Annotated in this window: 33 protein-coding genes; 16 read left to right on the top strand and 17 right to left on the bottom strand. The window is 47.1% G+C overall.

All coding sequences use genetic code 11. The annotated features are described in order from the left end of the window. Positions 1 to 3: 3 nt before the first annotated feature. Positions 4 to 573, top strand: a complete 570-nt coding sequence (locus tag D3795_RS10590) for an SIS domain-containing protein (protein WP_156268586.1) — start codon at positions 4 to 6, stop codon at positions 571 to 573. Next, complete coding sequence (dolP, locus tag D3795_RS10585; protein ID WP_156268584.1) at positions 573 to 1,148, top strand: division/outer membrane stress-associated lipid-binding lipoprotein; 576 nt, start codon at positions 573 to 575, stop codon at positions 1,146 to 1,148. The genes D3795_RS10590 and dolP overlap by 1 nt, the downstream gene beginning before the upstream one ends. Before the next feature lie 12 nt (positions 1,149 to 1,160). On the opposite strand, the gene D3795_RS10580 is transcribed toward dolP, so the two are convergent. The 9 genes from D3795_RS10580 to zapE form a co-directional block, all read right to left on the bottom strand. After that, the gene (locus D3795_RS10580) at positions 1,161 to 1,619 is read right to left on the bottom strand and encodes a ClpXP protease specificity-enhancing factor (protein WP_216648979.1); all 459 of its coding nucleotides are present in this window, start codon (positions 1,617 to 1,619) and stop codon (positions 1,161 to 1,163) included. A gap of 11 nt (positions 1,620 to 1,630) precedes the next feature. Next, complete coding sequence (gene sspA, locus D3795_RS10575; protein ID WP_126759545.1) at positions 1,631 to 2,260, bottom strand: stringent starvation protein SspA; 630 nt, start codon at positions 2,258 to 2,260, stop codon at positions 1,631 to 1,633. Positions 2,261 to 2,277: 17 nt separating this feature from the next. After that, positions 2,278 to 3,024, bottom strand: a complete 747-nt coding sequence (locus D3795_RS10570; protein WP_156269102.1) for a cytochrome c1 — start codon at positions 3,022 to 3,024, stop codon at positions 2,278 to 2,280. Next, positions 3,024 to 4,286 carry a cytochrome b gene (locus D3795_RS10565; protein ID WP_156268580.1) on the bottom strand — a complete coding sequence of 421 codons (1,263 nt, stop codon included), beginning with the start codon at positions 4,284 to 4,286 and terminating at the stop codon, positions 3,024 to 3,026. The genes D3795_RS10570 and D3795_RS10565 overlap by 1 nt, the downstream gene beginning before the upstream one ends. After that, positions 4,286 to 4,876: a ubiquinol-cytochrome c reductase iron-sulfur subunit gene (gene petA, locus D3795_RS10560; protein WP_156268578.1), complete on the bottom strand. Its 591-nt coding sequence runs from the start codon at positions 4,874 to 4,876 to the stop codon at positions 4,286 to 4,288. Before petA ends, D3795_RS10565 begins: the two co-directional genes overlap by 1 nt. A gap of 205 nt (positions 4,877 to 5,081) precedes the next feature. Continuing rightward, complete coding sequence (gene rpsI, locus D3795_RS10555; protein WP_092856585.1) at positions 5,082 to 5,474, bottom strand: 30S ribosomal protein S9; 393 nt, start codon at positions 5,472 to 5,474, stop codon at positions 5,082 to 5,084. 17 nt (positions 5,475 to 5,491) lie between these two features. Next, complete coding sequence (gene rplM / locus D3795_RS10550; RefSeq protein ID WP_092856588.1) at positions 5,492 to 5,920, bottom strand: 50S ribosomal protein L13; 429 nt, start codon at positions 5,918 to 5,920, stop codon at positions 5,492 to 5,494. 276 nt (positions 5,921 to 6,196) lie between these two features. Continuing rightward, the gene (locus D3795_RS10545) at positions 6,197 to 7,750 is read right to left on the bottom strand and encodes a Na/Pi cotransporter family protein (protein ID WP_156268576.1); all 1,554 of its coding nucleotides are present in this window, start codon (positions 7,748 to 7,750) and stop codon (positions 6,197 to 6,199) included. Next, complete coding sequence (gene zapE / locus D3795_RS10540; RefSeq protein WP_156268574.1) at positions 7,747 to 8,868, bottom strand: cell division protein ZapE; 1,122 nt, start codon at positions 8,866 to 8,868, stop codon at positions 7,747 to 7,749. Before zapE ends, D3795_RS10545 begins: the two co-directional genes overlap by 4 nt. Positions 8,869 to 8,944: 76 nt before the next feature. On the opposite strand from zapE, the gene D3795_RS10535 reads away from it, so the two are divergent. The 3 genes from D3795_RS10535 (at position 8,945) to D3795_RS10525 (ending at position 12,159) form a co-directional block, all read left to right on the top strand. After that, positions 8,945 to 9,361 carry a YhcB family protein gene (locus D3795_RS10535; protein ID WP_156268572.1) on the top strand — a complete coding sequence of 139 codons (417 nt, stop codon included), beginning with the start codon at positions 8,945 to 8,947 and terminating at the stop codon, positions 9,359 to 9,361. 291 nt (positions 9,362 to 9,652) lie between these two features. Then, the gene (locus tag D3795_RS10530) at positions 9,653 to 10,999 is read left to right on the top strand and encodes a DegQ family serine endoprotease (protein ID WP_156268570.1); all 1,347 of its coding nucleotides are present in this window, start codon (positions 9,653 to 9,655) and stop codon (positions 10,997 to 10,999) included. Between the two features lie 107 nt (positions 11,000 to 11,106). Further along, positions 11,107 to 12,159, top strand: a complete 1,053-nt coding sequence (locus D3795_RS10525; protein ID WP_156268568.1) for a trypsin-like peptidase domain-containing protein — start codon at positions 11,107 to 11,109, stop codon at positions 12,157 to 12,159. Between the two features lie 18 nt (positions 12,160 to 12,177). Here D3795_RS10525 and murA read toward each other — a convergent pair whose 3' ends face one another. Genes murA through D3795_RS10490 form a run of 7 tightly spaced genes read right to left on the bottom strand, consistent with a single transcriptional unit; the run spans position 12,178 to position 16,817 of the window. Next, positions 12,178 to 13,434 carry a UDP-N-acetylglucosamine 1-carboxyvinyltransferase gene (gene murA, locus D3795_RS10520; RefSeq protein ID WP_156268566.1) on the bottom strand — a complete coding sequence of 419 codons (1,257 nt, stop codon included), beginning with the start codon at positions 13,432 to 13,434 and terminating at the stop codon, positions 12,178 to 12,180. A gap of 15 nt (positions 13,435 to 13,449) precedes the next feature. Further along, positions 13,450 to 13,716, bottom strand: a complete 267-nt coding sequence (locus D3795_RS10515; RefSeq protein WP_310942343.1) for a BolA family protein — start codon at positions 13,714 to 13,716, stop codon at positions 13,450 to 13,452. Positions 13,717 to 13,725: 9 nt separating this feature from the next. Beyond that, on the bottom strand, positions 13,726 to 14,040 hold the full coding sequence (locus tag D3795_RS10510) for an STAS domain-containing protein (RefSeq protein WP_156268564.1): 315 nt from the start codon (positions 14,038 to 14,040) through the stop codon (positions 13,726 to 13,728). After that, complete coding sequence (locus D3795_RS10505; protein WP_156268562.1) at positions 14,040 to 14,705, bottom strand: MlaC/ttg2D family ABC transporter substrate-binding protein; 666 nt, start codon at positions 14,703 to 14,705, stop codon at positions 14,040 to 14,042. The genes D3795_RS10510 and D3795_RS10505 overlap by 1 nt, the downstream gene beginning before the upstream one ends. 9 nt (positions 14,706 to 14,714) lie before the next feature. After that, positions 14,715 to 15,182, bottom strand: coding sequence for an outer membrane lipid asymmetry maintenance protein MlaD (gene mlaD / locus D3795_RS10500; RefSeq protein ID WP_156268560.1), 468 nt, complete (start codon positions 15,180 to 15,182; stop codon positions 14,715 to 14,717). A 5-nt stretch (positions 15,183 to 15,187) separates the two neighbouring features. After that, complete coding sequence (gene mlaE, locus D3795_RS10495) at positions 15,188 to 15,964, bottom strand: lipid asymmetry maintenance ABC transporter permease subunit MlaE (RefSeq protein WP_173021023.1); 777 nt, start codon at positions 15,962 to 15,964, stop codon at positions 15,188 to 15,190. Beyond that, positions 15,954 to 16,817 carry an ATP-binding cassette domain-containing protein gene (locus D3795_RS10490; RefSeq protein WP_156268558.1) on the bottom strand — a complete coding sequence of 288 codons (864 nt, stop codon included), beginning with the start codon at positions 16,815 to 16,817 and terminating at the stop codon, positions 15,954 to 15,956. Before D3795_RS10490 ends, mlaE begins: the two co-directional genes overlap by 11 nt. A 188-nt stretch (positions 16,818 to 17,005) precedes the next feature. Here D3795_RS10490 and D3795_RS10485 point away from each other — a divergent pair, with 188 nt between their 5' ends. From D3795_RS10485 to mgtE, 11 genes are read left to right on the top strand one after another with little or no spacing between them, the layout of a single operon-like run. Continuing rightward, positions 17,006 to 17,986, top strand: a complete 981-nt coding sequence (locus D3795_RS10485) for a KpsF/GutQ family sugar-phosphate isomerase (RefSeq protein WP_156268556.1) — start codon at positions 17,006 to 17,008, stop codon at positions 17,984 to 17,986. Positions 17,987 to 17,991: 5 nt separating this feature from the next. Then, a complete protein-coding gene (gene kdsC / locus D3795_RS10480) occupies positions 17,992 to 18,540 on the top strand; it encodes a 3-deoxy-manno-octulosonate-8-phosphatase KdsC (protein WP_156269096.1) in 549 nt (182 codons plus the stop codon). Further along, positions 18,537 to 19,112 carry an LPS export ABC transporter periplasmic protein LptC gene (gene lptC, locus D3795_RS10475; protein ID WP_173021022.1) on the top strand — a complete coding sequence of 192 codons (576 nt, stop codon included), beginning with the start codon at positions 18,537 to 18,539 and terminating at the stop codon, positions 19,110 to 19,112. The genes kdsC and lptC overlap by 4 nt, the downstream gene beginning before the upstream one ends. Beyond that, positions 19,069 to 19,602: a lipopolysaccharide transport periplasmic protein LptA gene (lptA, locus tag D3795_RS10470; protein ID WP_156268552.1), complete on the top strand. Its 534-nt coding sequence runs from the start codon at positions 19,069 to 19,071 to the stop codon at positions 19,600 to 19,602. The genes lptC and lptA overlap by 44 nt, the downstream gene beginning before the upstream one ends. Further along, positions 19,583 to 20,308, top strand: coding sequence for an LPS export ABC transporter ATP-binding protein (gene lptB, locus D3795_RS10465; RefSeq protein WP_156268550.1), 726 nt, complete (start codon positions 19,583 to 19,585; stop codon positions 20,306 to 20,308). Before lptA ends, lptB begins: the two co-directional genes overlap by 20 nt. Positions 20,309 to 20,316: 8 nt before the next feature. Next, on the top strand, positions 20,317 to 21,690 hold the full coding sequence (locus D3795_RS10460; protein ID WP_156268548.1) for an RNA polymerase factor sigma-54: 1,374 nt from the start codon (positions 20,317 to 20,319) through the stop codon (positions 21,688 to 21,690). 26 nt (positions 21,691 to 21,716) lie between these two features. Continuing rightward, positions 21,717 to 22,004, top strand: coding sequence for a ribosome hibernation promoting factor (gene hpf / locus D3795_RS10455; RefSeq protein ID WP_092856647.1), 288 nt, complete (start codon positions 21,717 to 21,719; stop codon positions 22,002 to 22,004). A 3-nt stretch (positions 22,005 to 22,007) separates the two neighbouring features. Beyond that, positions 22,008 to 22,454, top strand: coding sequence for a PTS IIA-like nitrogen regulatory protein PtsN (ptsN, locus tag D3795_RS10450; RefSeq protein WP_156268546.1), 447 nt, complete (start codon positions 22,008 to 22,010; stop codon positions 22,452 to 22,454). 12 nt (positions 22,455 to 22,466) lie between these two features. Beyond that, positions 22,467 to 23,324: an RNase adapter RapZ gene (gene rapZ / locus D3795_RS10445; protein ID WP_156268544.1), complete on the top strand. Its 858-nt coding sequence runs from the start codon at positions 22,467 to 22,469 to the stop codon at positions 23,322 to 23,324. A 27-nt stretch (positions 23,325 to 23,351) separates the two neighbouring features. Next, complete coding sequence (locus tag D3795_RS10440) at positions 23,352 to 23,630, top strand: HPr family phosphocarrier protein (RefSeq protein WP_156268542.1); 279 nt, start codon at positions 23,352 to 23,354, stop codon at positions 23,628 to 23,630. A 36-nt stretch (positions 23,631 to 23,666) separates the two neighbouring features. Then, entirely contained in the window at positions 23,667 to 25,028 is a 1,362-nt protein-coding gene (gene mgtE / locus D3795_RS10435) for a magnesium transporter (RefSeq protein ID WP_156268540.1), read from the top strand. Here mgtE and pmbA read toward each other — a convergent pair. Then, positions 25,025 to 26,371, bottom strand: a complete 1,347-nt coding sequence (gene pmbA / locus D3795_RS10430) for a metalloprotease PmbA (protein ID WP_156268538.1) — start codon at positions 26,369 to 26,371, stop codon at positions 25,025 to 25,027. The genes mgtE and pmbA overlap by 4 nt on opposite strands. Positions 26,372 to 26,574 lie beyond the last annotated feature (203 nt).

The following is a 26,574-nucleotide window of genomic DNA, read 5'->3' as shown; positions in this document are numbered from 1 at the left end:
GATATGCAGGATCCTATAAAAACCTTATTTACCGAGTGTATTCAAACTCAAATTGCTGCTGCAGATATGCTGCAAGAACCAATTGAACTGGCATGTAATTTACTCGTTGATTCGCTCTTAAACGGTCGTAAGGTGTACTGTTGCGGCGAAGGTCTTGCCCACGCAACATCCCGCCATTTTGCGCATATTATGTTGACTGGCTTAAGTTTTGAGCGTCCTCCATTTCCGGTAACTTCCTTGCATGCAGATTATGGTGCACTTGAATATGACCGTATGTTCGCCCAGCAAATACAAGCCGTAGGACAACCAAGCGATCTACTCGTGGTATTCAATGCAGCTGAGCGAGCACCGCGCGTGAGCCGCGCAATGGAAGCCGCGTTGAGTCGTGATATGTTGATCATCGCGATTACGCAAACAAGTGATGTCGATATCGCCGGGTTATTGGGACCTGATGATGTAGAGATACGCATTCCAACCAGTAACGCGGCTCGTGCGAGTGAGCACTTACTTCAGATTTCTAACATGCTGTGCAGTGTCGTAGAGCATCGAATTTTCCCACAGGAGACAGATTAATGACTGAACGTCGAAATTTATTGCCTGTAGCGGTATTTTGCGCCGCGATAGCGGTTAGTTTAACTGGTTGCGCTGCGGCACTCGTAGGTGCGACCGCAGTAGGCATTTCAGCCGCAACCGATACGCGTAGCGTCGGCACTCAAATTGATGATCAAACTATTGAAGTTCGCGTTATCACTGCATTGAAAGGGGAAGACCGCTTGGACGACTCCCGCGTACAGGTTGTTTCATTCAATCGCTCTGTATTGTTATTGGGTCAAGTAACGAATAGTTCACTCCGTGACTTAGCAAGTCACCTTGTGCGTAACACTCAAGGTGTCGACAGGGTTCACAATGAATTGAAAGTGGCACCGGTTATTTCAATTGGTCAAATTAGCCAAGACACTTATATCACCAGCAAAATCAAAGCGAAATTTATTGCCGATGATAAAATAAAAGCGAGTGATATTAAGGTGGTTACAGAAAATGGTGAAGTTGCATTGATGGGTTTTGTCGAACGAGATATCGCACGTCAGGCAATCGACATTGCACGAAATATCAACGGCGTCACACGCGTGATTGACGCTTTTGAATAAACTCAACTCGAGTTATTTGACGACACGTAAATGAGAGCTGGAAGATTTTTTCTTCTGGCTTTCTTTTTTCTTGGTATCCGTATCTTTTTCTGCTGTTTCGCTCTTAGTGGTCTCAGTCACAGACTCGCTAACAGGCGATATCGCAGTTGGATTCTCATAATAGGGCTCAGGCTCGAACATACTACCCGCGCCGTTTTCTCGCGCATACATCGCAAGAATAGCACCCATCGGTACGATGACGCGATGCGGATTACCTGAGAAACGAGCATTAAACTGAACGGCTTCATTATCGGCGGTGAAATTGGTTACTGCGGTAGGGGAAATGTTCAAGATGATTTGACCATCTTGAACAAATTGCCATGGCACCTGACAGCCTGGGTAATCAGCATCAACCGCGAGATGCGGTGTAAGCTGATTATCCAAAAGCCATTCATACATCGCCCGCACTAAGTACGGGCGACGCGGTGTCATAGCTTCATCACTCACCGACCTAAGTCTCGCTCAATGTCTGTGAGTGATTCTTGGAATGATTCACGCTCAAACACGCGAACCATGTAGGCTTTTACTTCTTTCGCACCAGTACCTTCTAATTGGATACCGTACAGTGGCAAACGCCACAGCAACGGCGCCAAGTAGCAGTCTACCAAGCTAAACTCTTCACTCATGAAGAACGGTGAATCAGCGAATAGTGGTGCCAGTGCAAGAATACCTTCGCGTAATTCTTGACGAGCAGCATCTGCGCCTTTTCCACCAGCTAGAATTTTATCCGCTAACGCATACCAATCGCGATCAATGCGATACATCATCAATCGACTCGTGCCACGCGCTACCGGATATACCGGCATCAATGGCGGATGCGGGAAACGTTCATCAAGATATTCCATGATGATATGAGCGTTGTATAGCACCAACTCACGATCCACCAACGTTGGCAACGCGTCAGCATATGGATTGAGTTGCATTAAGTCTTCCGGAAGATTATCCGGTTCAACAAAAGTAATCTCAACGCCCACGCCTTTTTCAGCGAGCACGATACGTGTTTGATGGCTGCGTAAGTCATTTACGCCCGAATATAAGGTCATCACTGACCGCTTGTTTGCCGCAACCGACATGTTGTTCTCCATAAAGCTTATTTCACGTCCTTAAAGAATTCGCGTTTCAGCAGTACTGCGAAAATTAAAAAGACTAGTAGGAAACCGAACACATACCAACCAATGCGCTGCTGCTCCAACATCATCGGTTCACCGGTGTAAACCAAAAAGTTGGTCAGATCTAACGCTGCCTGATCGTATTCAGCTTCAGTCAACATACCGCTGCCGTCGGTTTTAATGCCCACATAAACGTCTTGCATTTCACCGTCAATCATTCGTTGCTCGGTGGTTTTGCGTGGAATACCTTGAAGCTCTTCTAGTACGTGCGGCATACCCACATTTGGGAATACAGCGTTGTTGACACCGAATGGACGGCTCTCATCAACATAGAACGAGCGTAAATAGGTATAGATCCAGTCAGCACCGCGCACACGAGACACCAAAGTTAAATCTGGTGCTGCGGTACCGAACCAGTTACCAGCATCTTCAGTCGCCATAGCGTTGGTGATCAAGTCACCTACTTTCTCGCCGGTAAACTGCAGATTCTCAACACCTAACTCTTCCGGAATTTCTAAATCACGGAACGTACGGTTATAGCGCTGGTACTGCATTGAGTGACAACCCAAGCAATAGTTCATGAACAACTGTGCACCACGTTGCAACGACGCTTTGTCGTGTAAATCAACGTTTGCTTTGTCCAGTGGTACTGTCGGGTCGGCTGCGAAACTTGCAACCGACCACAGTGATGCTGCTACCAGCAGAGTATTTTTGATTAACTGTTTCATCACTTAGTAATCCTCTCTGGAACTGGCTTCGTGTTTTCATTCTTACTGTAGAAGAACAACAATACGAAGAACGCAAAGTACAAGAAGGTGAAGATACGCGCGAACATGGTATACACCTCTGTCGCCGGCTTCAGACCAAGATAACCGAGTGCAATAAAGCTAATTGCGAATACAGTCAGGTTTACTTTATGGAAGGTACTACGGTAACGCACAGAGCGTACCTTGCCACGGTCTAGCCAAGGCAGTACGAATAGCGCAACAATGGCACCGAACATCAAAATAACACCCAATAATTTATCAGGTACCGCACGCAAAATTGCGTAGAACGGGGTGAAGTACCATACTGGAGCAATGTGTGCCGGAGTCTTCAACGGGTTCGCCGCTTCAAAGTTTGGTGGCTCAAGGAACAAGCCGCCCATTGCAGGAGCGAAGAAAATAACGTAGCAGAAGAAGAACAAGAAGATAGCCACGCCCACTAAATCTTTCACGATGTAATACGGGAAGAATGGGAAAGCATCAACAATGTCATACTTCTTAGTGAAGCGCTCATGGAAGGTAAACTTCGGCTTTTCTGAGTCTGGTACTGAACCCTTAGGTTTCTTGATAGAAACACCTTCAGGGTTGTTCGAGCCCACTTCGTGTAGTGCGATGATGTGCAAGAACACCAAAATAACCAACACTAATGGCAATGCAATCACGTGCAATGCAAAGAAGCGGTTCAGCGTCGCGCCTGAGATAACGTAGTCACCACGAATCCACAGAGTTAAATCGTCACCAATAATTGGAATGGCACCGAACAAAGAGATGATGACCTGTGCACCCCAGTAAGACATCTGCCCCCATGGCAACAAATAACCCATGAAAGCTTCTGCCATTAGCACGAGGAAGATGAGCATACCGAATACCCACAGCAATTCGCGCGGCTTCTGATAAGAGCCGTACATCATGCCACGGAACATATGCAAGTAGACCACCACGAAGAACGCAGATGCACCGGTTGAGTGCATGTAGCGAAGCAACCAACCGTACTCAATATCACGCATGATAAATTCAACTGAAGCGAAAGCGCCTTCAGCTGATGGTACGTAGTTCATGGTTAGCCAGATACCGGTCAAAATTTGGTTGACCAAAACTAACGTTGCTAGCACACCAAAGATGTACCAGAAGTTAAAGTTTTTTGGAGCTGGATACTGAGCTAAGTGGATATTCCACGTTTTGGTCATCGGAATACGTTCGTCAAACCATGCAATGAGTTTATTCATTAGGCTTGCTCCCCATCTTCACCCACCAAAATGGTGTTATCGTTGATGTAGTAATGAGGCGGAACCACCAAATTATATGGCGCAGGAACACCTTGGAATACACGACCAGCGATATCAAATATGGAACCGTGACACGGACAGAAGAAGCCTGACTGAGCGCCTTCTACGTACTCACCCATACCCGTATCTAGGAACTGTGGTGAACAGCCCAGATGCGTACAGATACCTACCGCGACAAAGTATTCTTCTTTACGCGAACGATAAGTATTTTTCGCATACTCAGGTTGTTGTGGTTCTTCAGAATTAGGGTCGCGAAGCTGGTCACTCACGGCGTCAAGCGATGCCAACATCTCAGGGGTACGACGTACCACCCAAACCGGTTGACCACGCCATTCAACACGAATCAATTGACCCGGTTCGGCTTTTCCAATGTTCACTTCCACTGGGGCACCCGCGTTTTTAGCTTTTTCGCTCGGGTTCCAAGACGCAATGAAAGGAACGGCAACACCAACCGCGCCCGCTGCACCGACGACAGATGTCGCGACGGTCAGGAAACGACGGCGGCCTTTATCTACAGGCGCATTGCTCATCCACTTACTCTCCAGTTTGGACGCTTCGCGAGACATAGCCGCGAAGTCAGTAATTAGCTGCTGCGATAGGTTCGCCCAAGTAATTTTAGGCGAACGGCAAAAAAATGCCTTCAGATGATAAAGAAATGCCCTGATTTTTACAAGGATAAAGACAAAAAACCCGGCACAAAGGCCGGGTTTTTGACGTAGTCGAGATTCCGAAGAATTAACGCTTCGAGAACTGTGGACGCTTACGTGCTTTATGCAAGCCGACTTTCTTACGCTCAACTTGACGTGCGTCACGAGTTACATAACCCGCGCGACGTAAGTCACCACGTAGAGCTTCGTCATACTGCATCAGTGCACGGGTGATACCGTGACGCACTGCGCCTGCTTGACCACTTGCACCACCACCTTTAACAGTGATGTATAAGTCGAATTTTTCAACCATGTCTACCAACTCAAGCGGTTGACGAACAACCATACGAGCGGTTTCACGACCGAAGTATTCTTCTAAAGTGCGGTTATTGATGCTGATGTTGCCGCTGCCTGGACGCAAGAAAACGCGTGCAGTTGAGCTTTTGCGACGACCAGTACCGTAGTATTGATTCTGTGCCATAGTCTTCATGCTCCGTCTTAAATTTCAAGTTGTTTTGGTTGCTGAGCAACATGATTGTGCTCTGCACCAGCGTACACTTTCAGTTTACGGAACATGGCACGACCTAGTGGACCACGAGGTAACATACCTTTCACCGCTTTCTGAATTACCATTTCAGGCTTCTTAGCAATCAACTTTTCGAAGTTGATTTCTTTGATACCACCTGGGTAACCCGTGTGTGAATAGTAGATTTTGTTTTGCGCTTTGCGGCCAGTTACAGCAACCTTTTCAGCGTTAACGATGATGATGTAATCACCAGTGTCAACGTGAGGTGTGTACTCAGGCTTGTGCTTACCGCGTAAACGACGGGCAACTTCAGTTGCCAAACGACCTAAAGTTTTACCTTCAGCGTCAATAACGTACCAGTCACGTTGTACTGTTTCTGGCTTTGCAACAAATGTACTCATTGAAAATTACTCTTTCTTTAAGGTTCACGACAGTAGTTCCGGGCTTCCCCGCGAACCACAACAACCGTTGTGGTTGAGCCACAAATTCGGTTAGTTGTACCTGTAACGTGGGCTGCGCGGATTATAGGGAAAAGCGCTTAAAAGATCAACGACGTTATTCGGAAAAGCAAAAACGAAAAACCAAAATGACCACAACGAAAAGTGAGCGAGTTGTAAATTGAGCTATCGGGCGAGCCAAGCCCACGAATAACGAATAACGAATAACGAGTAACGCTTTTAGGTTTTCAGGGCGGTGATGATTTCGGCGCTGCGCTCCCACATACTCGCTAACTGCATTAACGCCGCCCCCTCCGTTGGCTCGAGCTCGTTGGCTGCAATGCGATTTAACCAAGTGTGGCGTAGCAAATTGCGTGTGGCGCGAATGGAACTAGCAAGCGATGCCCAGTTTGCTTCTGGCCGATCTTTCATATCAGCGCCGTTAAGTAGTTCGAGCAACTGTTCGCGAAGTTGGTGGTTGAGGCTTGCTTCAATTTGTTCTGGTTTAGCGGCGCGTAGTTTTTCGACAATGTCGCGCAAGTCGCTTAAGCGAGAATGGCTGGTATGAAGTTCTGCTAGCAACAAAGCTTCGTCACCATGCAATTGTTTCGCGCTTAACTTGGTCAAGTAGACTTGAATATGCGCGAGTAATTCACCCGTCGCTATATCTTCCTCGGTTTCGGCGAGTGCCGCTTCATCTCGTAAAACGGTGCGTAAGCGCAAAATATATTGACGCAACACGCGGTTAAGCTCTTGTTGCACGGCGTTGAGACCCATCGCCGGAATTTCTAACACGGTTTTATCGAGGAAGCGAGGCTCGCCTGAACGCAATGCCGGTAACCGATACCAACTTTCGACACGACGGAAGATGCGCTCGTCTAAGAGCCACATTAGCGCCACACCGAGCACATTAAATAGAGTATGGAATACCGCGAGCCCTGTACTAATATTCGTAACCTGCTCGCCACCTGACAATAATTCTGCAACCCACCACATCGGAACCAGCAAAATTAATGCTGTAATACCAGTGACGGTATTCATTAAGACGTGAACTGCGGCTAAGCGCTTCGCATGGGCAGTTGCGCCGATACTGGCTAATAGCGCAGTCAAGGTGGTACCAATATTCGCCCCAATCACCACAGCAGCTCCGGCCAGTGGCGTAAACACACCACTCACCGAAGCAGTGAGTACAATTGCTAAAGCTGCCGAAGAAGACTGAACCAACGCTGTTAATAATGCGCCAGCAATTACCGCTAGGAGAATTCCAACAGGACCGCTTATCGATAACTGCCCCACAGGCAGAATAGTCACAAGTTGTTCGAAGGCATCTCGCAGCGTATCCAAACCGACAAACAACACCCCGAAGCCAGCAACTGCTAGGCCAATGCTACCAACTGGATCAGCGCGACGGACGAGTTGCAGTAGCATGCCAATGCCAATCATTGGCCAAGCAACAACGCCAATGTTCAGCTTCAAACCAATCAGCGCTACAATCCATGCGGTCATTGTGGTGCCGACATTACTCCCAAACACCATCCAGGCGGCTTGCTTTAATTTCAGCATGCCGGCGTTGGTGAAACCAAGCAGAGCAACCACAACGGCACTAGATGACTGCACGAGTGCAGTTACAGTAAACCCTGACAGAGCGGCTCGCAGCCTTGTTTGAGTCGAGCGCTCTAGATAACCCTGTAGATGACTTCCAGCTGCTGCTTTTAACCCGTCGGTTAGTAATTGCATACCGAGCAACAACAGGCCAAGGCCGCCAACAGCTAAAGTCCAGTCAGTTAATGTCATGGTTTGTGAGCGAGTCCTAAATATTCGTGACTTTGCATTTCTAATAGCCGGCTAACACACCGTTTGAACTCGAAATTTAATTTACCTTGAGTGTACAGCTCGTCTAACTGGGTAGCGCCAGACATAATTAGTTTGACTCGGCGTTCATAGAATTCGTCAACCAACGCAATAAAACGCCGCGCGGCATCGTCATTATGTGCGCCCATTTGCGGCACATCACTAATAAGCACTGCGTGATAACACTGTGCGAGTTCAATATAGTCGTTTTGCGAGCGTGGCCCGCCACAAATTGCATCAAACGAGAATAACACGACGTCATCACACTCCATGCGCACTGGGATGTTGCGATTATTCACCACAATATATCCGCGTTCATCGCGGTTACAGTGGTCAGGAGCCAACTCAGTAAAGTATCGTTGTAGATTTTCATCCGCACCGGCATCTGCAGGTGCATGGTAAATTTCAGCCCGGGTTAGCGTGCGCAGGCGGTAATCGATACCACTGTCGACGTTAATTACTTCGCAGTGCTTATTAATCAATTCAATAGCGGGAATGAAACGCTGACGCTGCAATCCGTTTTTGTATAGGTCATCAGGTACGATATTTGACGTCGCTACCAACACCACATTGCGCTTGAATAACTCTTGCATCAATGTGCCAAGGATCATGGCATCGGTAATATCTTGCACAAAGAACTCATCAAAACAGACAACACGCGCCTCGGCTGCAAGTTTGTCGGCAATAATTGGTAGCGGATCACTACGACCTTTTAGTTCTTTCAATTCGCTATGTACACGATGCATAAAGCGGTGAAAATGCACACGTAGCTTTTGCTCGAAAGGTAAAGTCTCAAAAAACGTATCGACTAAATAAGTTTTACCGCGTCCGACACCGCCCCAAAAATAAATTCCCTTTGGCGCAGGCTTCGCACCACCCAACGCTAGTTTCAAACGCCCGATCAATCCTGGGTTTACTTGCGATTGGTGAAATAAGACCAGTTCGTCATAAAGACGCTGCAAAGCCTCCACAGCTTTACGTTGTGCGGCATCCGGTTGAAAGTTTCCGGTCGCTAAATCCTGCTCATACTTTAATAATGGCGTAAGCTTGTTCGTTGTCACTACCACTTCGACCCTGTTCTGGATTATGCTAGTAGGTAGTAGTTTATCATGCGAAATGCATTTTTAAGGAGTTTTTATGAGCTGGATTGTTGGAATTTTACTCGTCATTGCAGGTGCTATTGTTGGATTTTTTGTGGCGCGGTACTGGCTCACAGAACATTCCGATGAGGCCGAGTTAAACCAGCAAGTCACGCAGACAAAGCAGCAACTTGCCGACTATCGTCAAGAAGTTGCTGAACATCTCGCTACCGCACAGGCGCTCGTAGGCCAGCTGGAAGAAACCCAAGACAAGTTAAAAGCGTACTTACATCACAGTGCCGACTTATTGCAGCGTGAGCAAGAACAGCCAAGCTTGCCATTCTTCGCTGAAGACACCATTCGCGAACTGCGAATGGCGAATAAGGTAAAAGGCGAGAAGCGTCGTTCGGATGATAAGGTGCCAAGTGATATGCCGCGTGACTACAGCGACACCAAGTCCGGCCTCTTTAAATAACTCCAAAAAATGTTATTCGTTATTCGTTATTGGTTATTCGGAAAAGCAAGAGCGAAAACCCAAATAGCCGCGCCGAAAAATATGAGAACCGTCAGTCTGCATATCGAGCGAGCCTAATTCACGAATAACGAATAACGAACAACGCATTTCGTTTTTGTTTTACATCTTGAAACACATCCCCTTTGAACTTATTTACTTAAGGTCAGTCTTTAACTGCATCTACCTGAAATTATTTAAAACCCCTGTCGTAGCTCTATGCGACAGATAATGCATGTATAGGAGTTAACTCTGATGAAAGTGAAGTTCATTGCGGTTCTGGCATTGGCAAGTGCGTTAATTGTGGCGCCTGTTTCAGCCGGCATTCCTTTCTTTGGCGATAAAGATGAAACGCCAACACTGGCCCCTATGCTCGAGGAAGTCACCCCTGCAGTGGTGAATATCTCGGTAAAAGGGAAGCGTGAGGTTCGCCAACGTATTCCAGATATGTTTCGCTTCTTCTTTGGTCCTGGCGGCCCACGAGAGCAAGTTCAAGAGCGTCCATTCCAAGGCCTGGGATCTGGCGTCATTATTGATGCTGACGAAGGTTATGTTGTCACCAATAACCACGTGATTGACGGAGCATCGGAGATTTTAGTGACCCTAAAAGATGGTCGCCAGTTCGATGCAACTGTGATTGGTACTGATGATCGCTCAGACGTAGCGCTACTAAAGATCAAAGATGGTGCTAACCTTACAGAAATAAAAATTGGTAACTCTGCCGACTTACGCGTTGGTGACTTTGTTGTCGCCATCGGCAACCCGTTTGGTCTTGGTCAAACGGTAACCTCTGGTATCGTTAGTGCACTGGGTCGTAGTGGCTTGGGTATTGAAGAAATCGAAAACTTCATTCAAACCGATGCGGCTATTAACAGCGGTAACTCTGGTGGAGCACTGGTGACATTGAATGGTGAGTTAATTGGTATTAACACCGCTATTCTAGGCCCCAACGGCGGCAATATTGGTATCGGTTTTGCCATTCCTGCCGACATGATGAAAAACCTTGTCGCACAACTAATTGAGTTCGGTGAAGTGCGTCGCGGCGTTCTCGGCGTTCGCGGTAATGACTTAACCCATGAAATTGCCAAAGCACTTGATTTAAAAGCAAATCAAGGTGCTTTTATTGCGGAAGTTATTCCTGAAGGTGCGGCTGATAAAGCAGGCTTGAAATCTGGTGACGTGATTGTTGCTGTGAATGGCGAAAAAATTCGTACTTTCGCTGATTTGGGCGCACGAGTGAGCACGATTGGTGCGGGTAAAGAACTTGAAATCACTGTTCTGCGAGATGGTGACGAACGGAAGTTTGACGTGGTTCTAACTGCTGATGAGCAAGCAGTTACGGCCGCAGCATTGCACCCAGCTCTTGACGGTATCACCTTAGCACCCGATGAACGTGGTGGTCTCAAGGTCACCGAAATTGAAGAGGGTTCTTTGGCTGAACGCTATGGTATTCGCAAAGACGACGTGATTATTGGCGTTAACCGTAGCCCAGTGAATAGCATGAGTGAGCTACGTGAGGCGCTTAGCAATGCTGGTAGTGTGGTTGCTTTAAATTTACGTCGCGGCAATTCACAGCTATATCTTGTGTTGCGCGGTGGCTAAGACCAAAATCTCAGACTAAAAAGAACGAAGGCAGTACAATTACTGCCTTCTTTTGTAAACAGTGTTATGCTCTTCTGTATTCTTAAATCAACGGGTTATAAGTCACTATGCAGCTACGGCAATTTGCTTGGTATATTGTTCGATCAGTTATTCTTGGCTTAGCTGTCGCCGCTATTGTGATTTATGCCCTACCCCATTTACGTGAGCAATTCAGTAATAACTCACAACAATCACAACAGCCTTTGAGTTTTTCAACTGCTGTGCAGCGCGCAGCTCCTGCTGTAGTCAATATTTATAGTATTGGTTCTACGCGTGATTCCTATTATTCCCGACGTCCTAACACACTTGTAAGGTTGGGTTCGGGCGTGATCATGGATAATCGGGGGCATATTTTAACTGCCTATCATGTCGTCGCTGACGTGAACGAAATTCAAGTCGCTCTGCAAGATGGCCGAAACTATAGTGGTCAGGTTATTGGATACGATCGAATTACAGATCTTGCGGTGGTTCGCATTGAAGCTGACAATTTACCGACTATTCCGCAAAACGACTCATTAACAACACAGGTTGGTGATGTGGTTCTCGCGATTGGTAATCCGCACAATTTAGGGCAAACCATTACTCAAGGTATCGTCAGTGCGACGGGCGGCCGTATGGGTGTTATTCACTCGCATGCTGACTTGATTCAAATGGATGCCGTTATCAACGAAGGTGCTTCTGGCGGTGCTTTGATTAACAGCCAAGGTTATCTGGTGGGTATCAACAACGCACAGTTCCGCGATGCGCGAGGTCAAGGTATTGATGGTATCTACTTTGCAGTTCCATACCCATTAGCGCGCTCAGTCATGGATACTTTAATTCGTGAAGGTGAAGTAGTGCGTGGTTATTTAGGCGTACAAGTTGGCGAAACACCACAATCGAACCCTTACACGCAACCAGGTATTTTTATTACGGGTGTTGACCCAAATAGCCCTGCCGAGCGAGCTGGTTTGCGAGCTGAAGACTACATCACTGAGATCAATGGTCAACCAATGTTGACGGCAGCAGAAGGGCTGGCGTTGGTGGCGAAAACCAAGCCAGGTACTACGTTGAAAGTTCAGTTTTTACGTGACAATAAAGAAGAAACGACAGAAGTCACGATAACAAAACTACAGCCGTAACAAACGAAACGCGTGAGATTAACTCACGCGTTTGATATTTGCGCCAAGCGCAGACAATTTCTTCTCTATAGTTTCATAGCCGCGGTCAATATGATAGATGCGTTCAACCACCGTCTCGCCTTGAGCTACTAAACCTGCAATGACCAACGATGCTGAAGCACGTAAATCAGTGCACATGACTTGGGCACCGGTTAATTGTTTGACGCCTTTTGATATCGCAGTATTACCTTCCAGCTCAATATTAGCCCCCATACGGCGTAGTTCTGGTACATGCATAAAGCGATTTTCAAAAATCGTTTCACGAACCCAGCCAGCACCATCGGCAATGGCATTTAGTGCGCAAAATTGTGCTTGCATATCGGTTGGAAAGGCCGGATGAGGAGCTGTCACGATGTTGACTGGACGTGGACGTTCTGTTGCTTGAATACGAATCCAATCATCACCCTTAGTGATGGTGGCGCCGGCTTCAGTCAGTTTCTTCATTACCGCATCTAACATGGTCGGATCGGTGTTGCGACAAGTCACATCACCACCTGTTGCCAGCGCAGCAACCAAGAAAGTTCCGGTTTCAATTCGATCAGGCTGAACGCGATACGTTCCGCCATGCAATTTTTCTTTACCATAAATGCTAATCGTATCAGTTCCGGCACCACGAACATCAGCACCCATGCTGTTCAAGAAGTTCGCCAAATCTTCAACTTCTGGTTCGCGAGCGGCATTCTCAATAATCGTCACCCCGTCAGCAAGCGTTGCTGCTGCCATAAGGTTCTCAGTACCGGTAACACTCACCATATCCATTAATATGTTTGCACCGCGCAATCGACCATCAACTTTCGCGTTGATATAACCGTTTTCCACGGTAATGTCGGCGCCCATTTGACGCAAACCTTCAATATGTAGATTGACCGGACGCGCACCTATTGCACAGCCACCAGGCAACGAGACCTGTGCTTGACCGTATTTAGCCAGCAACGGACCTAACACTAAGATCGAGGCTCGCATGGTCTTTACTAGGTCATAACTTGCCACATGATGGTTAATACCTTGTGGCTTGATGAGATAGCTGTTTGGCCCGAGTGTCTCGCTGGCGACACCGAGTTCACCTAGCAACTTTAAACTTGTTCGCACATCTTGTAATGCCGGCACGTTCTCTAATTGAACATTATCTGACGGTAACAACGCCGCCATTAAAATAGGGAGTGCTGCGTTTTTCGCACCTGAAATAACGACATCGCCACGTAGCGGGTTGCCCCCGCGAATCACTAACTTTTGCATCGTGAATCCGCTCGCTTAGCTAAGCATCGCGAGTTTTTTCTCACGCTGCCATTCGGTAGGGGTATAGGTACGAATCGAGACAGCATGTAATTCACCACTCGCAATTAACTCTTTCAACGGGGCATAAACAACCTGCTGCTTTTTCACTCGCGAGAGTTCTGCGAAAACATCACCAACCACGGTAATGTTTGCGTGGCTGCCATCTAGTTTTACCAAAACCTCGGTTACATCGAGTTCATCCAGCAAGTGCTGTTGAATGGATTCTGCTGTCATCATATTCATTTAATCGCTTTATTTATCTGTATGTTCGTCAAGCTGCAGTAATGCTTCTACGCCACTTACCTGCACCATTGAGTGGAGTTGCTGGTTTGCGTTTGTAATCACTAGTTCGCGTTGCTCAGCTAAGACGGCTCGTTTTGTTTCAAGCAGCATGGCAACCCCTGCAGAGTCAACTTTCGTGACACCCGCAAGATTCAAAGTGAGCACTTGCTCACCATGAAGCCAGCTTTTACGTTGCTTCCATAACAGTGGCACCGTCATGCGGTCGAGTTCACCCGACAGCGCAATTTCATTCTGCTCATTACGCTGCCATTCGCAACTTTTCATTACTCAACACCTACACTGTCATCATGTGGTTTTACTGATTCCTGTGCTTTTTCCCGCAATAACGCAATGGTTCCATCAATACCATTACTGCGGATTACCGCACTTATTTCGGCTTGTTTACTGTTTAGTAAGCTCACCCCTTCTACAACTAGGTCGTAAGCTTTCCACACATCGTCACCATTGTCATAGCGCATTTTGAAATCAAGGCGAACTGGCGGACGGCCTTCTTCAACCAGTCGTGTGTTCACCACAACCATGCGGCTGCCTTTTTCGAAACGACCCGAGTCAGCAAACTCTATCGTATGTTTGCTTTCGTCGTACTGAGTGAATGCTCCTGCATAAGTCGTAATCAGGTAATCACGAAATACCGTGTAAAATTCTTGGCGCTGCTCTTCGGTTGTTTCCGTTAAATTACGACCTAAAACGCGCTTCGCCGCATACACATAATCGACATATGGCATCATTTCTTCGCGGATGATGACACGGATATGGTTAATATCTTCGTCAATCATGGCGCGATCTTGCTCAATGCGCTCAATAGTTTTATTCGCCAATTTTTCCAACAAAACGTATGGGTTCTCGTCGCGAATCAACTCAGCCTGAGCAACATTGCCACCAGCGAACGCTGATACCGCGATCAACACTGCTACCAACCACTTCTTCATACGTACTCCTTAATCGTTACCCTGACTAAACAGGAACTGACCAATCAAGTCTTCCAACACGAGCGCTGATTTGGTGTCATAAATTTGGTCGCCGTCTTTTAACATTTCAACCGTGTCGTCGATAAAGCCGGGATTCAACCCAATATATTGTTCACCTAAAAGGCCCGAAGTAAGAATTGAGACAGAGGTCGTGTCAGAAAATTCACTGTATTCCTTACTAATCGTCATCTCGACTAACGGCTCGTAATAATCGCCACTGAGCGATATTTTGCTCACCCGGCCAACAACCACACCACCTACTTTGACCGGAGAACGCTCTTTTAGTCCACCAATGTTGTCGAACTTTGCATAAAGTTTATATGTTTCACCATTAGTCACAACACTGGTGTTGGCTGCTTGTAAGCCCAAAAATAACAATGCCAGAACGCCAATAATGACAAAGAAACCGACTGCTAATTGTGTATTTCTTGATTCCATAGCTCTTATCCAAACATCAATGCTGTTAATACGAAGTCGAGGCCAAGCACGGCAAGTGATGCCGTGACCACCGTCGATGTTGTGGCGCGACTGATACCTACCGAAGTCGGCGTGCAGCTATACCCTTTATGCAAGGCTATCCAGGTCACCACGAATGCGAACACTAAACTTTTGATAATACCGTTCACGATATCTTGCCCCCACTCTACGTTCGATTGCATGACCGACCAAAATGCACCGTCATCAACACCTAACCAACGTACACCGACAAGATAACCGCCATAGATACCAACGGCTGAAAATACGATAGCGAGAATAGGCATGCTGTAAAAACCAGCCCAGAAACGCGGTGAAATAACGCGACGCAGCGGGTCAACGCCCATCATTTCGAGACTTGATAACTGTTCAGTCGCCTTCATTAATCCAATTTCTGCCGTTAGTGCCGAACCGGCACGGCCGGCAAATAGCAAAGCTGTAACTACTGGGCCTAATTCCCGCAACAATGATAGTGCGACCATGGGACCGAGCGATTGTTCAGCGCCGAAGTCCACCAAAATGGTATACCCTTGGAGGCCCAATACCATCCCTATGAATAAACCACTCACCACTATAATAACTAGCGATAGGACACCAACTGAGTACATTTGTTGCATCAGTAACGGCCATGATTTACGCAAGTTGGGCTTGCCTATCAACGCCCGCATCAACATGAAAAACGCAGCGCCAGCGCCAGCTATCGTGTCGAGGGTTGTACGCCCTAACGCGGCGACTCTATCCAGCATTGTTGCCCCCTAATAACTCATCTTCTAAAGATGGCGCGGCATAATGGAACGGCACAGGGCCATCTGCTTCACCATGCAAAAATTGATGAACCAGAGGATCATCTGATGCTTCTAGCTGGCTTGGTGTGCCATGACCAACCACTTTCTTGTCGGCGATAATATAAACGTAATCCGCAATCGTCATGACTTCAGCAACGTCATGAGTAACAACAATGCTGGTTAAGCCAAGTGATTGATTCAGTTCTTTTATCAACTTAACTATAACCCCCATTGAAATAGGATCTTGGCCGGCAAACGGCTCGTCATACATAATTAATTCAGGGTCAAGAGCGATAGCGCGCGCTAAAGCCGCGCGACGTGCCATACCACCGGATAATTCAGCTGGCATCAAATGCCGCGCACCACGCAAACCGACAGCTTCAAGCTTTAACTTCACAATGGTGTCGATGATTTCTTCAGGCAACACACTGTGTTCACGAATCGGAAACGCGATATTGTCGAATACGGTCATATCGGTAAACAATGCGCCACTTTGGAACAGCATGCTCATGCGCTTTCGCAACTCGTACAAATCGGAGCGCCCTAAGGCATGAATATTTTCACCAGCAAAGGTAATGCTCCCTTGCTGTGGACGTAACTGTGCACCAATAAGTCGCAATAAGGTTGTTTTACCGATACCACTTGGGCCCATCACTGCGGTGATTTTCCCTTTTGGGATTCGCATCGATAAACCACGATAAACTTGGTGAGCGCCGAACCCATGCGCGAAGTCTATATTGTCGATGACAACAAGTGCTTCATCATCAGCGTGAGTTTGTGGCTGGGTGCTCGTTGAATTTTGAGCCGTCTGCATCGCCTTGATATCTCCCTTTTCGAGCCCGCTAGTGTACCAGATTTAGCGCTTTTGCTACAGGTGAAGGCGGTAAAAATTGTGACAATTCGTGTGTTCCCGTGCTTTTTACGTCTGCATTTCGCTTTTCGATCGGTTATTATTGCAGTCAATAACAAATCCCATCACTTTGGGACGGAGTAAAACCAGTTATGACCGAAACCAACAAACATTCATTTCGCCAACTTGGCGAGCGCGTTATTGATATCGAAACTGCTGCCGTTTCTGGCTTAAAACGGTTTTTGAATGATGACTTTGAGCAGGCGTGTGAACTGTTGCTAAATTGCCGCGGTAGGGTGATTGTTATTGGCATGGGTAAATCCGGTCATATTGGTGGGAAAATTGCAGCAACACTGGCATCAACTGGAACACCCGCATTTTTTGTTCACCCCGGTGAAGCGAGCCATGGTGATCTTGGCATGATTACCGAGCATGACGTGGTTGTTGCTATTTCTAACTCAGGAGAAACTGGCGAGCTGTTAGCCATTGCACCATTAATAAAGCGCCGTGGCGTTAAACTCGTTAGTATGACTGGCAACCCTAAATCAACGTTGGCAGACATTGCCGATGTGCATGTCTGTATTGCTGTCGAGCAAGAAGCTTGCCCACTCGGACTCGCTCCAACCTCTTCTACCACCGCTACTTTAGTTATGGGCGACGCACTTGCTGTGGCACTGTTAAATGCTCGAGGCTTTACCGCAGACGATTTCGCTATGTCACACCCAGGTGGTAGCTTGGGGCGTCGGTTACTGCTACACATTCATGATGTGATGCATGGCGGTGAACGTATGCCGATGGTTAATGAACAGGCAACGATTTCTGAGGCTTTGTTAGAAATGTCACGCAAAGGTCTTGGCATGACCGGAGTCGCTAACGCCGAAGGTGGTCTCGCCGGTATCTTTACCGATGGCGACTTGCGTCGTATCCTCGACCAACGGATTGATCTTCATAGTACTGCTATCGCACAAGTGATGACCCGAAATCCTGTCACGATTAAACCCGATGTGTTGGCTGCGCAGGGCTTAAAGCTGATGGAAGATCGTAAAATAAATGGCTTGTTTGTAGTGGATGATCACGGTGTGCCGCAAGGCGCACTCAACATGCACGACCTTCTGAAAGCCGGAGTCATGTAATGGAAATGATTAGTACTTGGTACGGCGATATCACTGCCGTGTTATTTGAGCGTTTCAAACAAATCAAGCTTGTTGTATGCGACGTCGATGGCGTGTTTTCCGACGGCTGTATTTATTTAGGCAACCAGGGCGAAGAGCTCAAGGCGTTTAATACACGTGATGGTTTCGGCGTCAAAGCACTGCTCAATGCTGGTATCGAGGTAGCGGTCATTACTGGGCGTCGTTCGGCCATTGTTGAAAACCGCATGACTGCGCTTGGTGTAACACATATTTATCAAGGCCAAGAAGATAAGTTAAGTTGTTTCCAGCAACTTCTTGCAAAATTAGATATGGAGGAACACCAGGTAGCTAGCATTGGTGACGATGTGCCCGATATTGATATGCTTAAGCACAGTGGTCTCAGCATTTCCGTTCAAGACGGCCATCCGTATGTTCAGCAATCAGCAGACTATGTTACCTCGCAACGCGGGGGTTATGGTGCGGTGCGCGAACTGAGCGACTTGATTTTACTCGCTCAAGGCCAATTGCAATTGCACGGGGGCGTCAGTTTGTGAACCGCAACTTACTGATTGTCATCGGAGTTATTTTTCTTGCGGCGGCGGTACTTATTTGGCGTCCGTTCGACGACGGAGATGGCACCGAAGAGCAACAAGGTTATCGAGAAATCAAACCGGATTTCACAGCGAAAGGCTTGATTGTTCGGGTTTACGGCGAGCAAGGTGAACTTGCGCACAAGATTGCTGCCGAACAAATGACGCATTATAGCCCCATAGGCCTTACCGAACTTATGGCGCCAACCTACATTGCACAACTCAGCAACGGTGGCCCGGTTTGGCAAGTGCGAGCTGAACAAGGCTCTTTTTATGCTGACAAGACACTTGTATTAGAACGAAACATTGAAATGATGAGTCTCTCGTCAGAAGAATTTATTGAACGTATCGAAACCAGTTACTTAACCATAGATACGCGTGAAGAAACGGTTGTCACAGAACAACCGGTGTTAATTATCGGCCGTGATTTTACGGCAAGAGGTGAAGGTCTGCGTGCCGATATGCGCGCTCAAACATTGGAAATGACTAAACATGTTGAAACGATTTATACCGGTCGTAGCGCTACTAACAATTAATACGGCCTACGTCGATGATGCTGCCGCGCAAGGTCGTGAAGATTTCGATAAGCCAATTCAAATTAATGCCGACCGAGACTCTTTTGATGTCGCCAATAAAGTTGCGGTGTTTGAAGACAATGTTGTCATTCGTCAGGGCAGTTTATCGATTCGCGCCGATCACCTTGAAGTGACTCGTCGCGATGATCAAACCGATGTTTTTACGGCCAAAGGTAGTCCTGCCATTTATGAGCAGAAGCTTGACGACGGTTCACCTATTTCGGCCGAAGCAGACATAATTAGTTACGATCAAAACAAGCAATTATTAACGTTGTCTGGCAATGTGAAAGTCTCGCAAGACAATAGCGTGATTCAAGGTAACGAGATTATCTACAACTTTGCTACGCAACAACTTACAGCCAGTCGCGGTGAAAACGAAAGCGATCGCGTTACTACTATTTTTATGCCAAAGAAAAAGAGCGACAACCAGAATGAGCCGATTAATCGCTGAACATCTCGCGAAGTCATATAACAAACGACAAGTGGTTAAAGATGTCAGTTTAACCGTTGAATCCGGTCAGATTATTGGATTACTTGGCCCAAACGGCGCAGGTAAAACTACCACGTTTTACATGATTGTTGGCTTGGTAAATAACGATAAAGGACGCATCATGATTGACGATGACGACATTTCGTTATTGCCAATGCACGAGCGCGCTCGTCGCGGTATTGGTTACTTGCCACAAGAATCATCAATATTCAGAAAGTTGACGGTTCGCGACAACATCATGGCGATATTGGAAACCCGAAAGGACCTTGATGCGAATGCTCGAGAAGAGCGTCTCGATGGTCTGCTTGAAGAGTTTCATATCGGTCACATTGCCAACAGTTTAGGCATGAGCTTATCGGGCGGTGAACGCCGTCGCGTTGAGATTGCCCGCGCACTGGCCGCAGATCCTGCTTTTATTTTACTTGATGAGCCATTTGCTGGCGTCGACCCAATTTCTGTATTGGATATTAAAAAAATCATCGAGCATCTGAAAAATCGAGGCATCGGTGTTTTAATAACCGACCACAACGTTCGCGAAACCTTATCTGTTTGTGAAAATGCCTACATAGTTAGCCATGGCGAGTTAATTGCGACTGGCGATGCCCATACCATCTTAAATAACCAACAGGTTAAAGACGTGTATTTGGGTGAGCAGTTCACCCTCTAGGTGATGCAATGAAACAAGGTCTGCAGTTCAAATTCTCTCAGCAGCTGTCGATGACTCCGCAGCTGCAGCAGGCGATTAAGCTTCTCCAACTTTCAACCCTCGAATTACAACAAGAGATTCAGCAAGCACTGGAAGAAAACCCACTGTTAGAACTTGAACAAGCTGAGGCAGAAGGCGAAACTGCGCTTAATGACAATGATGACCTATGGGATAGCCCGTGCTCAGCGGCACTTGGACAGTCTGGCGGAAGCTATGACGGCGAAGATTCAGTTTTTGAGGGCGCAACGAATACGAATTTGCACGACCATTTGATATGGCAAATGCAACTCTCCCATTTTTCTACTCTTGACGAGACTATTGCTTTAGCGATTATTGATGCGATTGACGACAGTGGTTATTTGACTGTCTCTCTTGAAGAAATTATCAGTGCGGTTAATCGGCAAATTGATGACGAGGTTGAGCTCGACGAAGTTGCTGTCGTATTGAAGCGCATCCAACATTTTGACCCGATTGGTGTCGGTGCGCGAGACGTTGGCGAATGCCTCACATTACAATTACAGCATTTACCGGCAAGCACACAATGGCGAGAAGAAGCGTTGCTGACAGTACGTGAGCATTTAACCCTTCTTGGCAGTCGCGATTACCGAACCTTAGCTCGGCGATTACGTTTGAATGAAGACGATTTGGCTGCAGTCATTGATCTGATCCAGCACCTCCAACCGCGTCCTGGCGAAGCTTTTAGTAACAGCGACGATGACTACGTTATTCCTGACATTTTAGTGCGCAAAAAAAATAATCGTTGGATGGTTGAGCTAAATCCAGAAAGTGTGCCTAAACTTAAGGTAAATGATAGTTACATAAAGTTATGCCAAGGCACACGCCAAACTGACGATATGCAATACATACGCCACCAAACACAAGAAGCAAAATGGTTTATCCGTAGCCTCGAAAGCCGTAACGAAACGCTGCTCAAGGTTGCGAACGCTATTGTAGTGCGCCAACAAGGGTTCTTTGATCACGGCGAAGAAGCGATGAAACCTATGGTGTTAGCTGATATTGCAGGCGCCGTCGACATGCACGAATCAACTATTTCTCGAGTTACCACGCAAAAGTATATGCATTCACCGCGTGGTGTGTTTGAATTGAAGTACTTCTTCTCAAGCCAGCTTGGCACTGATACTGGTGGAGAAGCTTCATCTACCGCCATTCGGGCGTTGCTGAAAAAGCTAGTTGCTACGGAGAACCCAAAAAAGCCGTTGAGTGACAGTAAACTAACTGAACTCCTTTCGGAACAGGGTATCCAAGTAGCTAGACGGACCATTGCGAAGTATCGAGAGGCACTGAATATTCCGCCCTCGAGTCAACGCAAACGTCTTATCTGAATCTTGGACAACAGAAGGAAGATGTTATGCAAATTAATCTGACTGGTCATCACGTAGAAATCACTGACGCATTACGCGAGTACGTTGATAGCAAATTTAGTAAGCTTGAACGCCACTTTGACCACATAAACAACGTCCATGTCATTTTAAATGTTGAAAAGTTGACGCAAAAAGCGGAAGCTACGCTGCATTTGAATGGCGGCGAAATTTTCGCAGATTCAGAGCACCAAGATATGTACGCGGCCATTGACGGGTTGATCGATAAACTCGATCGGCAGGTTATTAAACATAAAGAAAAGATGAAACGTCACTAAATCATGGATTTATCCACCTTGTTAAGCCCCGACTGCACGCGCTGTGCAGTCGACGGCTCGAGTAAAAAGAAAGTACTTGAGCTCATCGGCCAATTGGCCGCCCCTCGCCTGTCTGGCACCACCAGCTTCGATGTTTTTGAGAGCCTGCTTAATCGCGAAAGATTAGGGAGTACCGGCATTGGCATGGGCGTTGCTATACCGCATGGACGATTAGCGAGTGCCAACAAACCTGTTGCTGTTCTTTTCACGCTGTCATCACCAATCGACTTCGATGCCATAGACAACCAGCCGGTGGATATTATTTTTGCCTTGCTCGTACCCGAAGATCAACACGAGCAACACCTACAAACACTTGCTTCAGTAGCACAGCGATTAAACGATAAGAATTGTACGCGGGCTTTACGAGATGCCCACAGCGATCAAGAATTATATGACCTGTTCACGGGGTAAGTTGATAGCGACATGCAACTAATTATTGTCACAGGCCGATCTGGCTCAGGTAAAACCATTGCTCTGAGAGTTCTCGAAGATCTCGGCTATTACTGTGTCGATAATTTACCAATTACCTTGATGCCAACGCTGGTACACGCGGTAATTGACCAATACGATAAAGTTGCCGTTAGCGTTGATGTTCGAAATCTTCCACCTGATCAAAATGAGCTCACAGAAGCACTGGATTTTTTACCTAGTAAGGTCAAACCCGAGATACTCTACATTGATTCGTCGGAAGCGATTTTACTTCGTCGATTTGGCGAAACTCGCCGTTTGCATCCATTGTCGCAAAAAGAAATGCCATTAGCTGATGCGCTAGCTGCAGAGGCAGCTATGCTAGAACCCTTAGCAGAGCGTGCGACATGGCGAATTGATAGTAGTGATCTGAGCGTCCACCAGCTCAGTGAGCAGGTTTCTGAGCGTGTACTTGGCAAAGCAGCTTCTCGCTTAATTGTTGTATTTCAATCATTTGGCTATAAATATGGCCTTCCGCCTGATTTAGATTATGCGTTTGATGCGCGCATACTGCCCAACCCGCACTGGGTTCCTGAACTTAAGCCATTAACCGGCAACGATCCTGCCGTTCAACATTTTTTTGAGCAACAACCGTTAGTGACGAAGTTTATCCACCAGTTAGAAGTGTTCTTTGAAACTTGGTTGCCGCATTTTCAACGCAGTAATCGTAGCTACCTGACTATCGGCATTGGCTGCACCGGCGGTCAACACCGCTCTGTCTATATTGCTGAGCAACTTGCCAAGCGTTTCAGTGAGCAACCATTCAAGGTTCAAGTTCGACATCGCGAATCAAGCCGTCACAAGAAAACTTGAAACCCAAGAATTCACTAAGGTTACATTATGACTGAAGCTATCCGTCGCACCGTTACCATTCGTAATAAACTCGGATTGCATGCTCGCGCCGCAACGAAGCTTGCCAAACTCACTCATGAATTTGATGCAAAAGTATCCATTGTGCAAGGCGAACAGCACGTCGACGCGTCGAGTGTGATGTGTTTATTGCTGCTCGCTAGCGGTCAAGGACGTGAAATAGATATTGTTGCTGAAGGTAAAGATGCCCTCCAAGCAGTTGATGCAATTGCAAACTTAATTGAATCTCGCTTTGATGAAGAGCAATGATGCGGTAAACTTCTCATATTACTGAGGGTTTATTGTATGCTAGCTGAAGTTGCCGACAAAGAATTTGCCGAACAACGTATTCAGGAAGTTTCTGAATCGTTAGCTCGTGGCATGTACGTGCAAGCGCGGCGCCAACTACATAACCTCCCAGCCTGGGACGTAGCCCTCTTACTCGAATCATCTCCTCCGAAAGCTCGTGCCATCATTTGGCAGCTCGTCGATGCTGACGAGCATGGTGATATTCTTGAAGAGCTTTCCGAAGAAGTTCAGAAGTCCGTTATTCGGCAAATGGCGCCCGAGAAACTGGCGGCTGCCACCGAAGGCATGGACACCGATGACCTTGCTTACGTTCTACGTGGTCTTCCGGAGCAAATTTATCAAGAAGTTCTAAAATCGATGGACGAGCAAGATCGTCATCGTGCAGAACAAGCCTTGTCATATGCCGACGAAACCGCCGGCGGCATGATGAACACCGACACCATCACCTTGCGCCCAGACGTCACCATAGATGTGGTATTGCGTTACTTGCGCTTGAAAGGTGAATTGCCAGAAGCCACTGATAAACTTTATGTGGTCGACCGTGACGACAAATTTATTGGTGAGATTGGAATTACCCGCCTGCTGACTGTTGATCCAACAAAGCTCGTAAGCGATGTCATGGATCAGGATATTCAGGGTATTCCTGTCGATATGGACGAAACCGAAGTCGCGAAGCTGTTCGAACGTCAAGACTGGATCTCGGCACCAGTAGTTGATGATGAAAATCGTCTACTTGGTCGTATCACCATCGATGACGTGGTCGACATCATTCGTGAAGATGCGCAGCACTCCATGTTGAGTATGGCTGGTTTAGATGACGACGAAGATACCTTCGCACCGGTTCTAAAGAGTACGCGTCGTCGCAGTATCTGGTTAGGTGTTAACCTGATAACCGCATTGCTAGCCGCCGCCGTTAGCTCGATGTTTGAAGATATTTTGGCGCAAATGGCGATCTTAGCCATTCTCAACACAATTGTCCCGAGTATGGGCGGTATCGCTGGCTCGCAAACGCTAACCTTGGTCATTCGCGGCATGGCATTGGGTCACATTGGCCAAAGCAACCAACGTTGGTTGATTGGAAAAGAACTCGCCATTGGTGCACTAAACGGGGTAATTTGGGCAATTCTCATTGCCGGAGTCGTTGCACTATGGAAACAAGATTTAGTGATCGGCGGAATTATTGCTTTCGCCATGATGGCCAACTTACTCGCAGCGGGTTTGGCTGGGGTGACGGTTCCGCTTGTTTTGAAGAAGTTTGATATCGATCCTGCATTAGCCGGTGGTGTCATTCTAACTACTGTCACTGACGTGGTTGGTATCTTTGCCTTCCTTGGCACAGCAACGTTATTGCTGGGTTAAACCCCAGCAATCCGCATTTCTTCGAGTAGAACCGAACCTGTACGAACGCCATGACGTGCGTCCACGTCACCCGCAATCGCAACAATATTCGCCAACATATCTTTTAAATTGCCAGCAATCGTTATTTCCTCGACTGGGTATTGGATTTCACCGTTCTCAACCCAGAAACCAGCTGCACCACGAGAGTAATCGCCGTTGACGATATTCACACCTTGCCCCATCAGTTCTGTCACCAATAAGCCGGTACCCATCTTTTTGCAAAGCGCAGCCAAATTCTCAACCTGATGATTGACTTCCCAAGTATGAATCCCGCCGGCGTGTCCGGTCGGCTCCATACCCAGTTTTCGCGCAGAATAGCTAGTCAAAAGATAGGTCTGCAGAACACCCTCTTGGATAATATCGCGGTCATGAGTCGCCAAACCTTCATGATCAAACGGGCTACTCGCCAAAGCACCTCGCAAATGCGGCCGCTCTTGCACAGTTAACCAACTTGGCAGAATTTGTTTGCCTAAATGGTCGACCAAGAAGCTCGATTTACGATAGAGACTGCCGCCGCTGATACCTGCCACCAAATGCCCGAACAAACTGTTAGCAACATCGGCACGGAAAATCACGGGCACTTTTGCCGTTGCTATTTTACGGCCATCTAAACGCGACACCGTGCTTTGCACGGCATCTTCCGCTACCTGATGAGGCGTCCATAAATCATCACGATGGCGCGCCACTGTATAACTATAGTCACGTTGCATGGCATCACCGCTTTTCGCAATAAGCGAACAGCTTAGACTATGTCGAGATTGCAAGTAGCCGGCCACAAATCCATGGCTATTTCCGTATACTCGATAGCCAACATGGCTGCTATAACCTGCACCGTCTGAATTGACAATACGCGGGTCAAGTTGTAACGCATGTTGTTCACACGCTAACGCTTGCTCTAAGGCAAATTCGGCACTTTGGTCCGCTGGATGACATAAGTCTAAATCAGGTATCGAGGTCGCCATTAATTCAGCCGGTGCCAATCCAGCGTATGGATCTTCAGAGGTATAACGAGCAATATCATTGGCCTTTTCTACCGCCGCGCGAATCGCTTTTGCAGTCAAGTCGGTTGTCGAAGATGATCCTTTTTGCTGGCCTCGAAATACTGTAATACCAAGCGCGCCGTCTTGATTGAATTCAACCGTCTCAACTTCACCCAGACGCGTTGCCACGTTGATGCCGCTGCTACGACTCATCGCGCACTCAGCGGCACTCACACCAAGTTGCTTGGCGTAGTTAATTGCGTCGGCAACAGCCTGCTCCACGTCGTGCAGTTCTGTTTGAAGTTCATTCATGTCCGGAATCATTACATCTCCTTTAAAACCTTTGAAAGCGTTGTTTGTTATTCGTTATTCGTTATTCGTTATTCGAAAAAGACAAATCGAAAAACCAAAACACGCCCAACGAAAAGTGTGCTCATTCGTATTCGTACTCTCGAGCGAGATGAACTCACGAATAACGAATAACGAATAACGAACAACGCTTTTGTATTTATGTACTGTGTTCGGGT

Origin of the sequence: Pseudidiomarina andamanensis (assembly GCF_009734345.1) — a bacterium.
In the GTDB taxonomy this organism is placed as follows: Bacteria; Pseudomonadota; Gammaproteobacteria; order Enterobacterales; family Alteromonadaceae; genus Pseudidiomarina; species Pseudidiomarina andamanensis.
Note: the sequence above shows the minus strand (reverse complement) of the source record. Positions and strands in the feature narration are given on the sequence as shown.

Coding starts and splice junctions, on each gene's coding strand:
- D3795_RS10545 (WP_156268576.1), bottom strand. CDS start 7,750: ATGACATTAACTGACTGGACTTTAGCTGTTGGCGGCCTTGGCCTGTTG.
- D3795_RS10590 (WP_156268586.1), top strand. CDS start 4: ATGCAGGATCCTATAAAAACCTTATTTACCGAGTGTATTCAAACTCAA.
- rplM (WP_092856588.1), bottom strand. CDS start 5,920: ATGAGTACATTTGTTGCAAAGCCAGAAACAGTACAACGTGACTGGTAC.
- D3795_RS10510 (WP_156268564.1), bottom strand. CDS start 14,040: ATGAAAAGTTGCGAATGGCAGCGTAATGAGCAGAATGAAATTGCGCTG.
- D3795_RS10515 (WP_310942343.1), bottom strand. CDS start 13,716: ATGAATATGATGACAGCAGAATCCATTCAACAGCACTTGCTGGATGAA.
- rapZ (WP_156268544.1), top strand. CDS start 22,467: ATGCAACTAATTATTGTCACAGGCCGATCTGGCTCAGGTAAAACCATT.
- mlaE (WP_173021023.1), bottom strand. CDS start 15,964: ATGCTGGATAGAGTCGCCGCGTTAGGGCGTACAACCCTCGACACGATA.
- D3795_RS10530 (WP_156268570.1), top strand. CDS start 9,653: ATGAAAGTGAAGTTCATTGCGGTTCTGGCATTGGCAAGTGCGTTAATT.
- ptsN (WP_156268546.1), top strand. CDS start 22,008: ATGGATTTATCCACCTTGTTAAGCCCCGACTGCACGCGCTGTGCAGTC.
- mgtE (WP_156268540.1), top strand. CDS start 23,667: ATGCTAGCTGAAGTTGCCGACAAAGAATTTGCCGAACAACGTATTCAG.
- D3795_RS10580 (WP_216648979.1), bottom strand. CDS start 1,619: ATGACACCGCGTCGCCCGTACTTAGTGCGGGCGATGTATGAATGGCTT.
- D3795_RS10565 (WP_156268580.1), bottom strand. CDS start 4,286: ATGAATAAACTCATTGCATGGTTTGACGAACGTATTCCGATGACCAAA.
- murA (WP_156268566.1), bottom strand. CDS start 13,434: ATGCAAAAGTTAGTGATTCGCGGGGGCAACCCGCTACGTGGCGATGTC.
- D3795_RS10570 (WP_156269102.1), bottom strand. CDS start 3,024: ATGAAACAGTTAATCAAAAATACTCTGCTGGTAGCAGCATCACTGTGG.
- D3795_RS10525 (WP_156268568.1), top strand. CDS start 11,107: ATGCAGCTACGGCAATTTGCTTGGTATATTGTTCGATCAGTTATTCTT.
- hpf (WP_092856647.1), top strand. CDS start 21,717: ATGCAAATTAATCTGACTGGTCATCACGTAGAAATCACTGACGCATTA.
- D3795_RS10440 (WP_156268542.1), top strand. CDS start 23,352: ATGACTGAAGCTATCCGTCGCACCGTTACCATTCGTAATAAACTCGGA.
- pmbA (WP_156268538.1), bottom strand. CDS start 26,371: ATGATTCCGGACATGAATGAACTTCAAACAGAACTGCACGACGTGGAG.
- lptB (WP_156268550.1), top strand. CDS start 19,583: ATGAGCCGATTAATCGCTGAACATCTCGCGAAGTCATATAACAAACGA.
- D3795_RS10505 (WP_156268562.1), bottom strand. CDS start 14,705: ATGAAGAAGTGGTTGGTAGCAGTGTTGATCGCGGTATCAGCGTTCGCT.
- lptA (WP_156268552.1), top strand. CDS start 19,069: ATGTTGAAACGATTTATACCGGTCGTAGCGCTACTAACAATTAATACG.
- dolP (WP_156268584.1), top strand. CDS start 573: ATGACTGAACGTCGAAATTTATTGCCTGTAGCGGTATTTTGCGCCGCG.
- D3795_RS10490 (WP_156268558.1), bottom strand. CDS start 16,817: ATGCAGACGGCTCAAAATTCAACGAGCACCCAGCCACAAACTCACGCT.
- kdsC (WP_156269096.1), top strand. CDS start 17,992: ATGATTAGTACTTGGTACGGCGATATCACTGCCGTGTTATTTGAGCGT.
- petA (WP_156268578.1), bottom strand. CDS start 4,876: ATGAGCAATGCGCCTGTAGATAAAGGCCGCCGTCGTTTCCTGACCGTC.
- D3795_RS10485 (WP_156268556.1), top strand. CDS start 17,006: ATGACCGAAACCAACAAACATTCATTTCGCCAACTTGGCGAGCGCGTT.
- rpsI (WP_092856585.1), bottom strand. CDS start 5,474: ATGGCACAGAATCAATACTACGGTACTGGTCGTCGCAAAAGCTCAACT.
- D3795_RS10460 (WP_156268548.1), top strand. CDS start 20,317: ATGAAACAAGGTCTGCAGTTCAAATTCTCTCAGCAGCTGTCGATGACT.
- mlaD (WP_156268560.1), bottom strand. CDS start 15,182: ATGGAATCAAGAAATACACAATTAGCAGTCGGTTTCTTTGTCATTATT.
- D3795_RS10535 (WP_156268572.1), top strand. CDS start 8,945: ATGAGCTGGATTGTTGGAATTTTACTCGTCATTGCAGGTGCTATTGTT.
- sspA (WP_126759545.1), bottom strand. CDS start 2,260: ATGTCGGTTGCGGCAAACAAGCGGTCAGTGATGACCTTATATTCGGGC.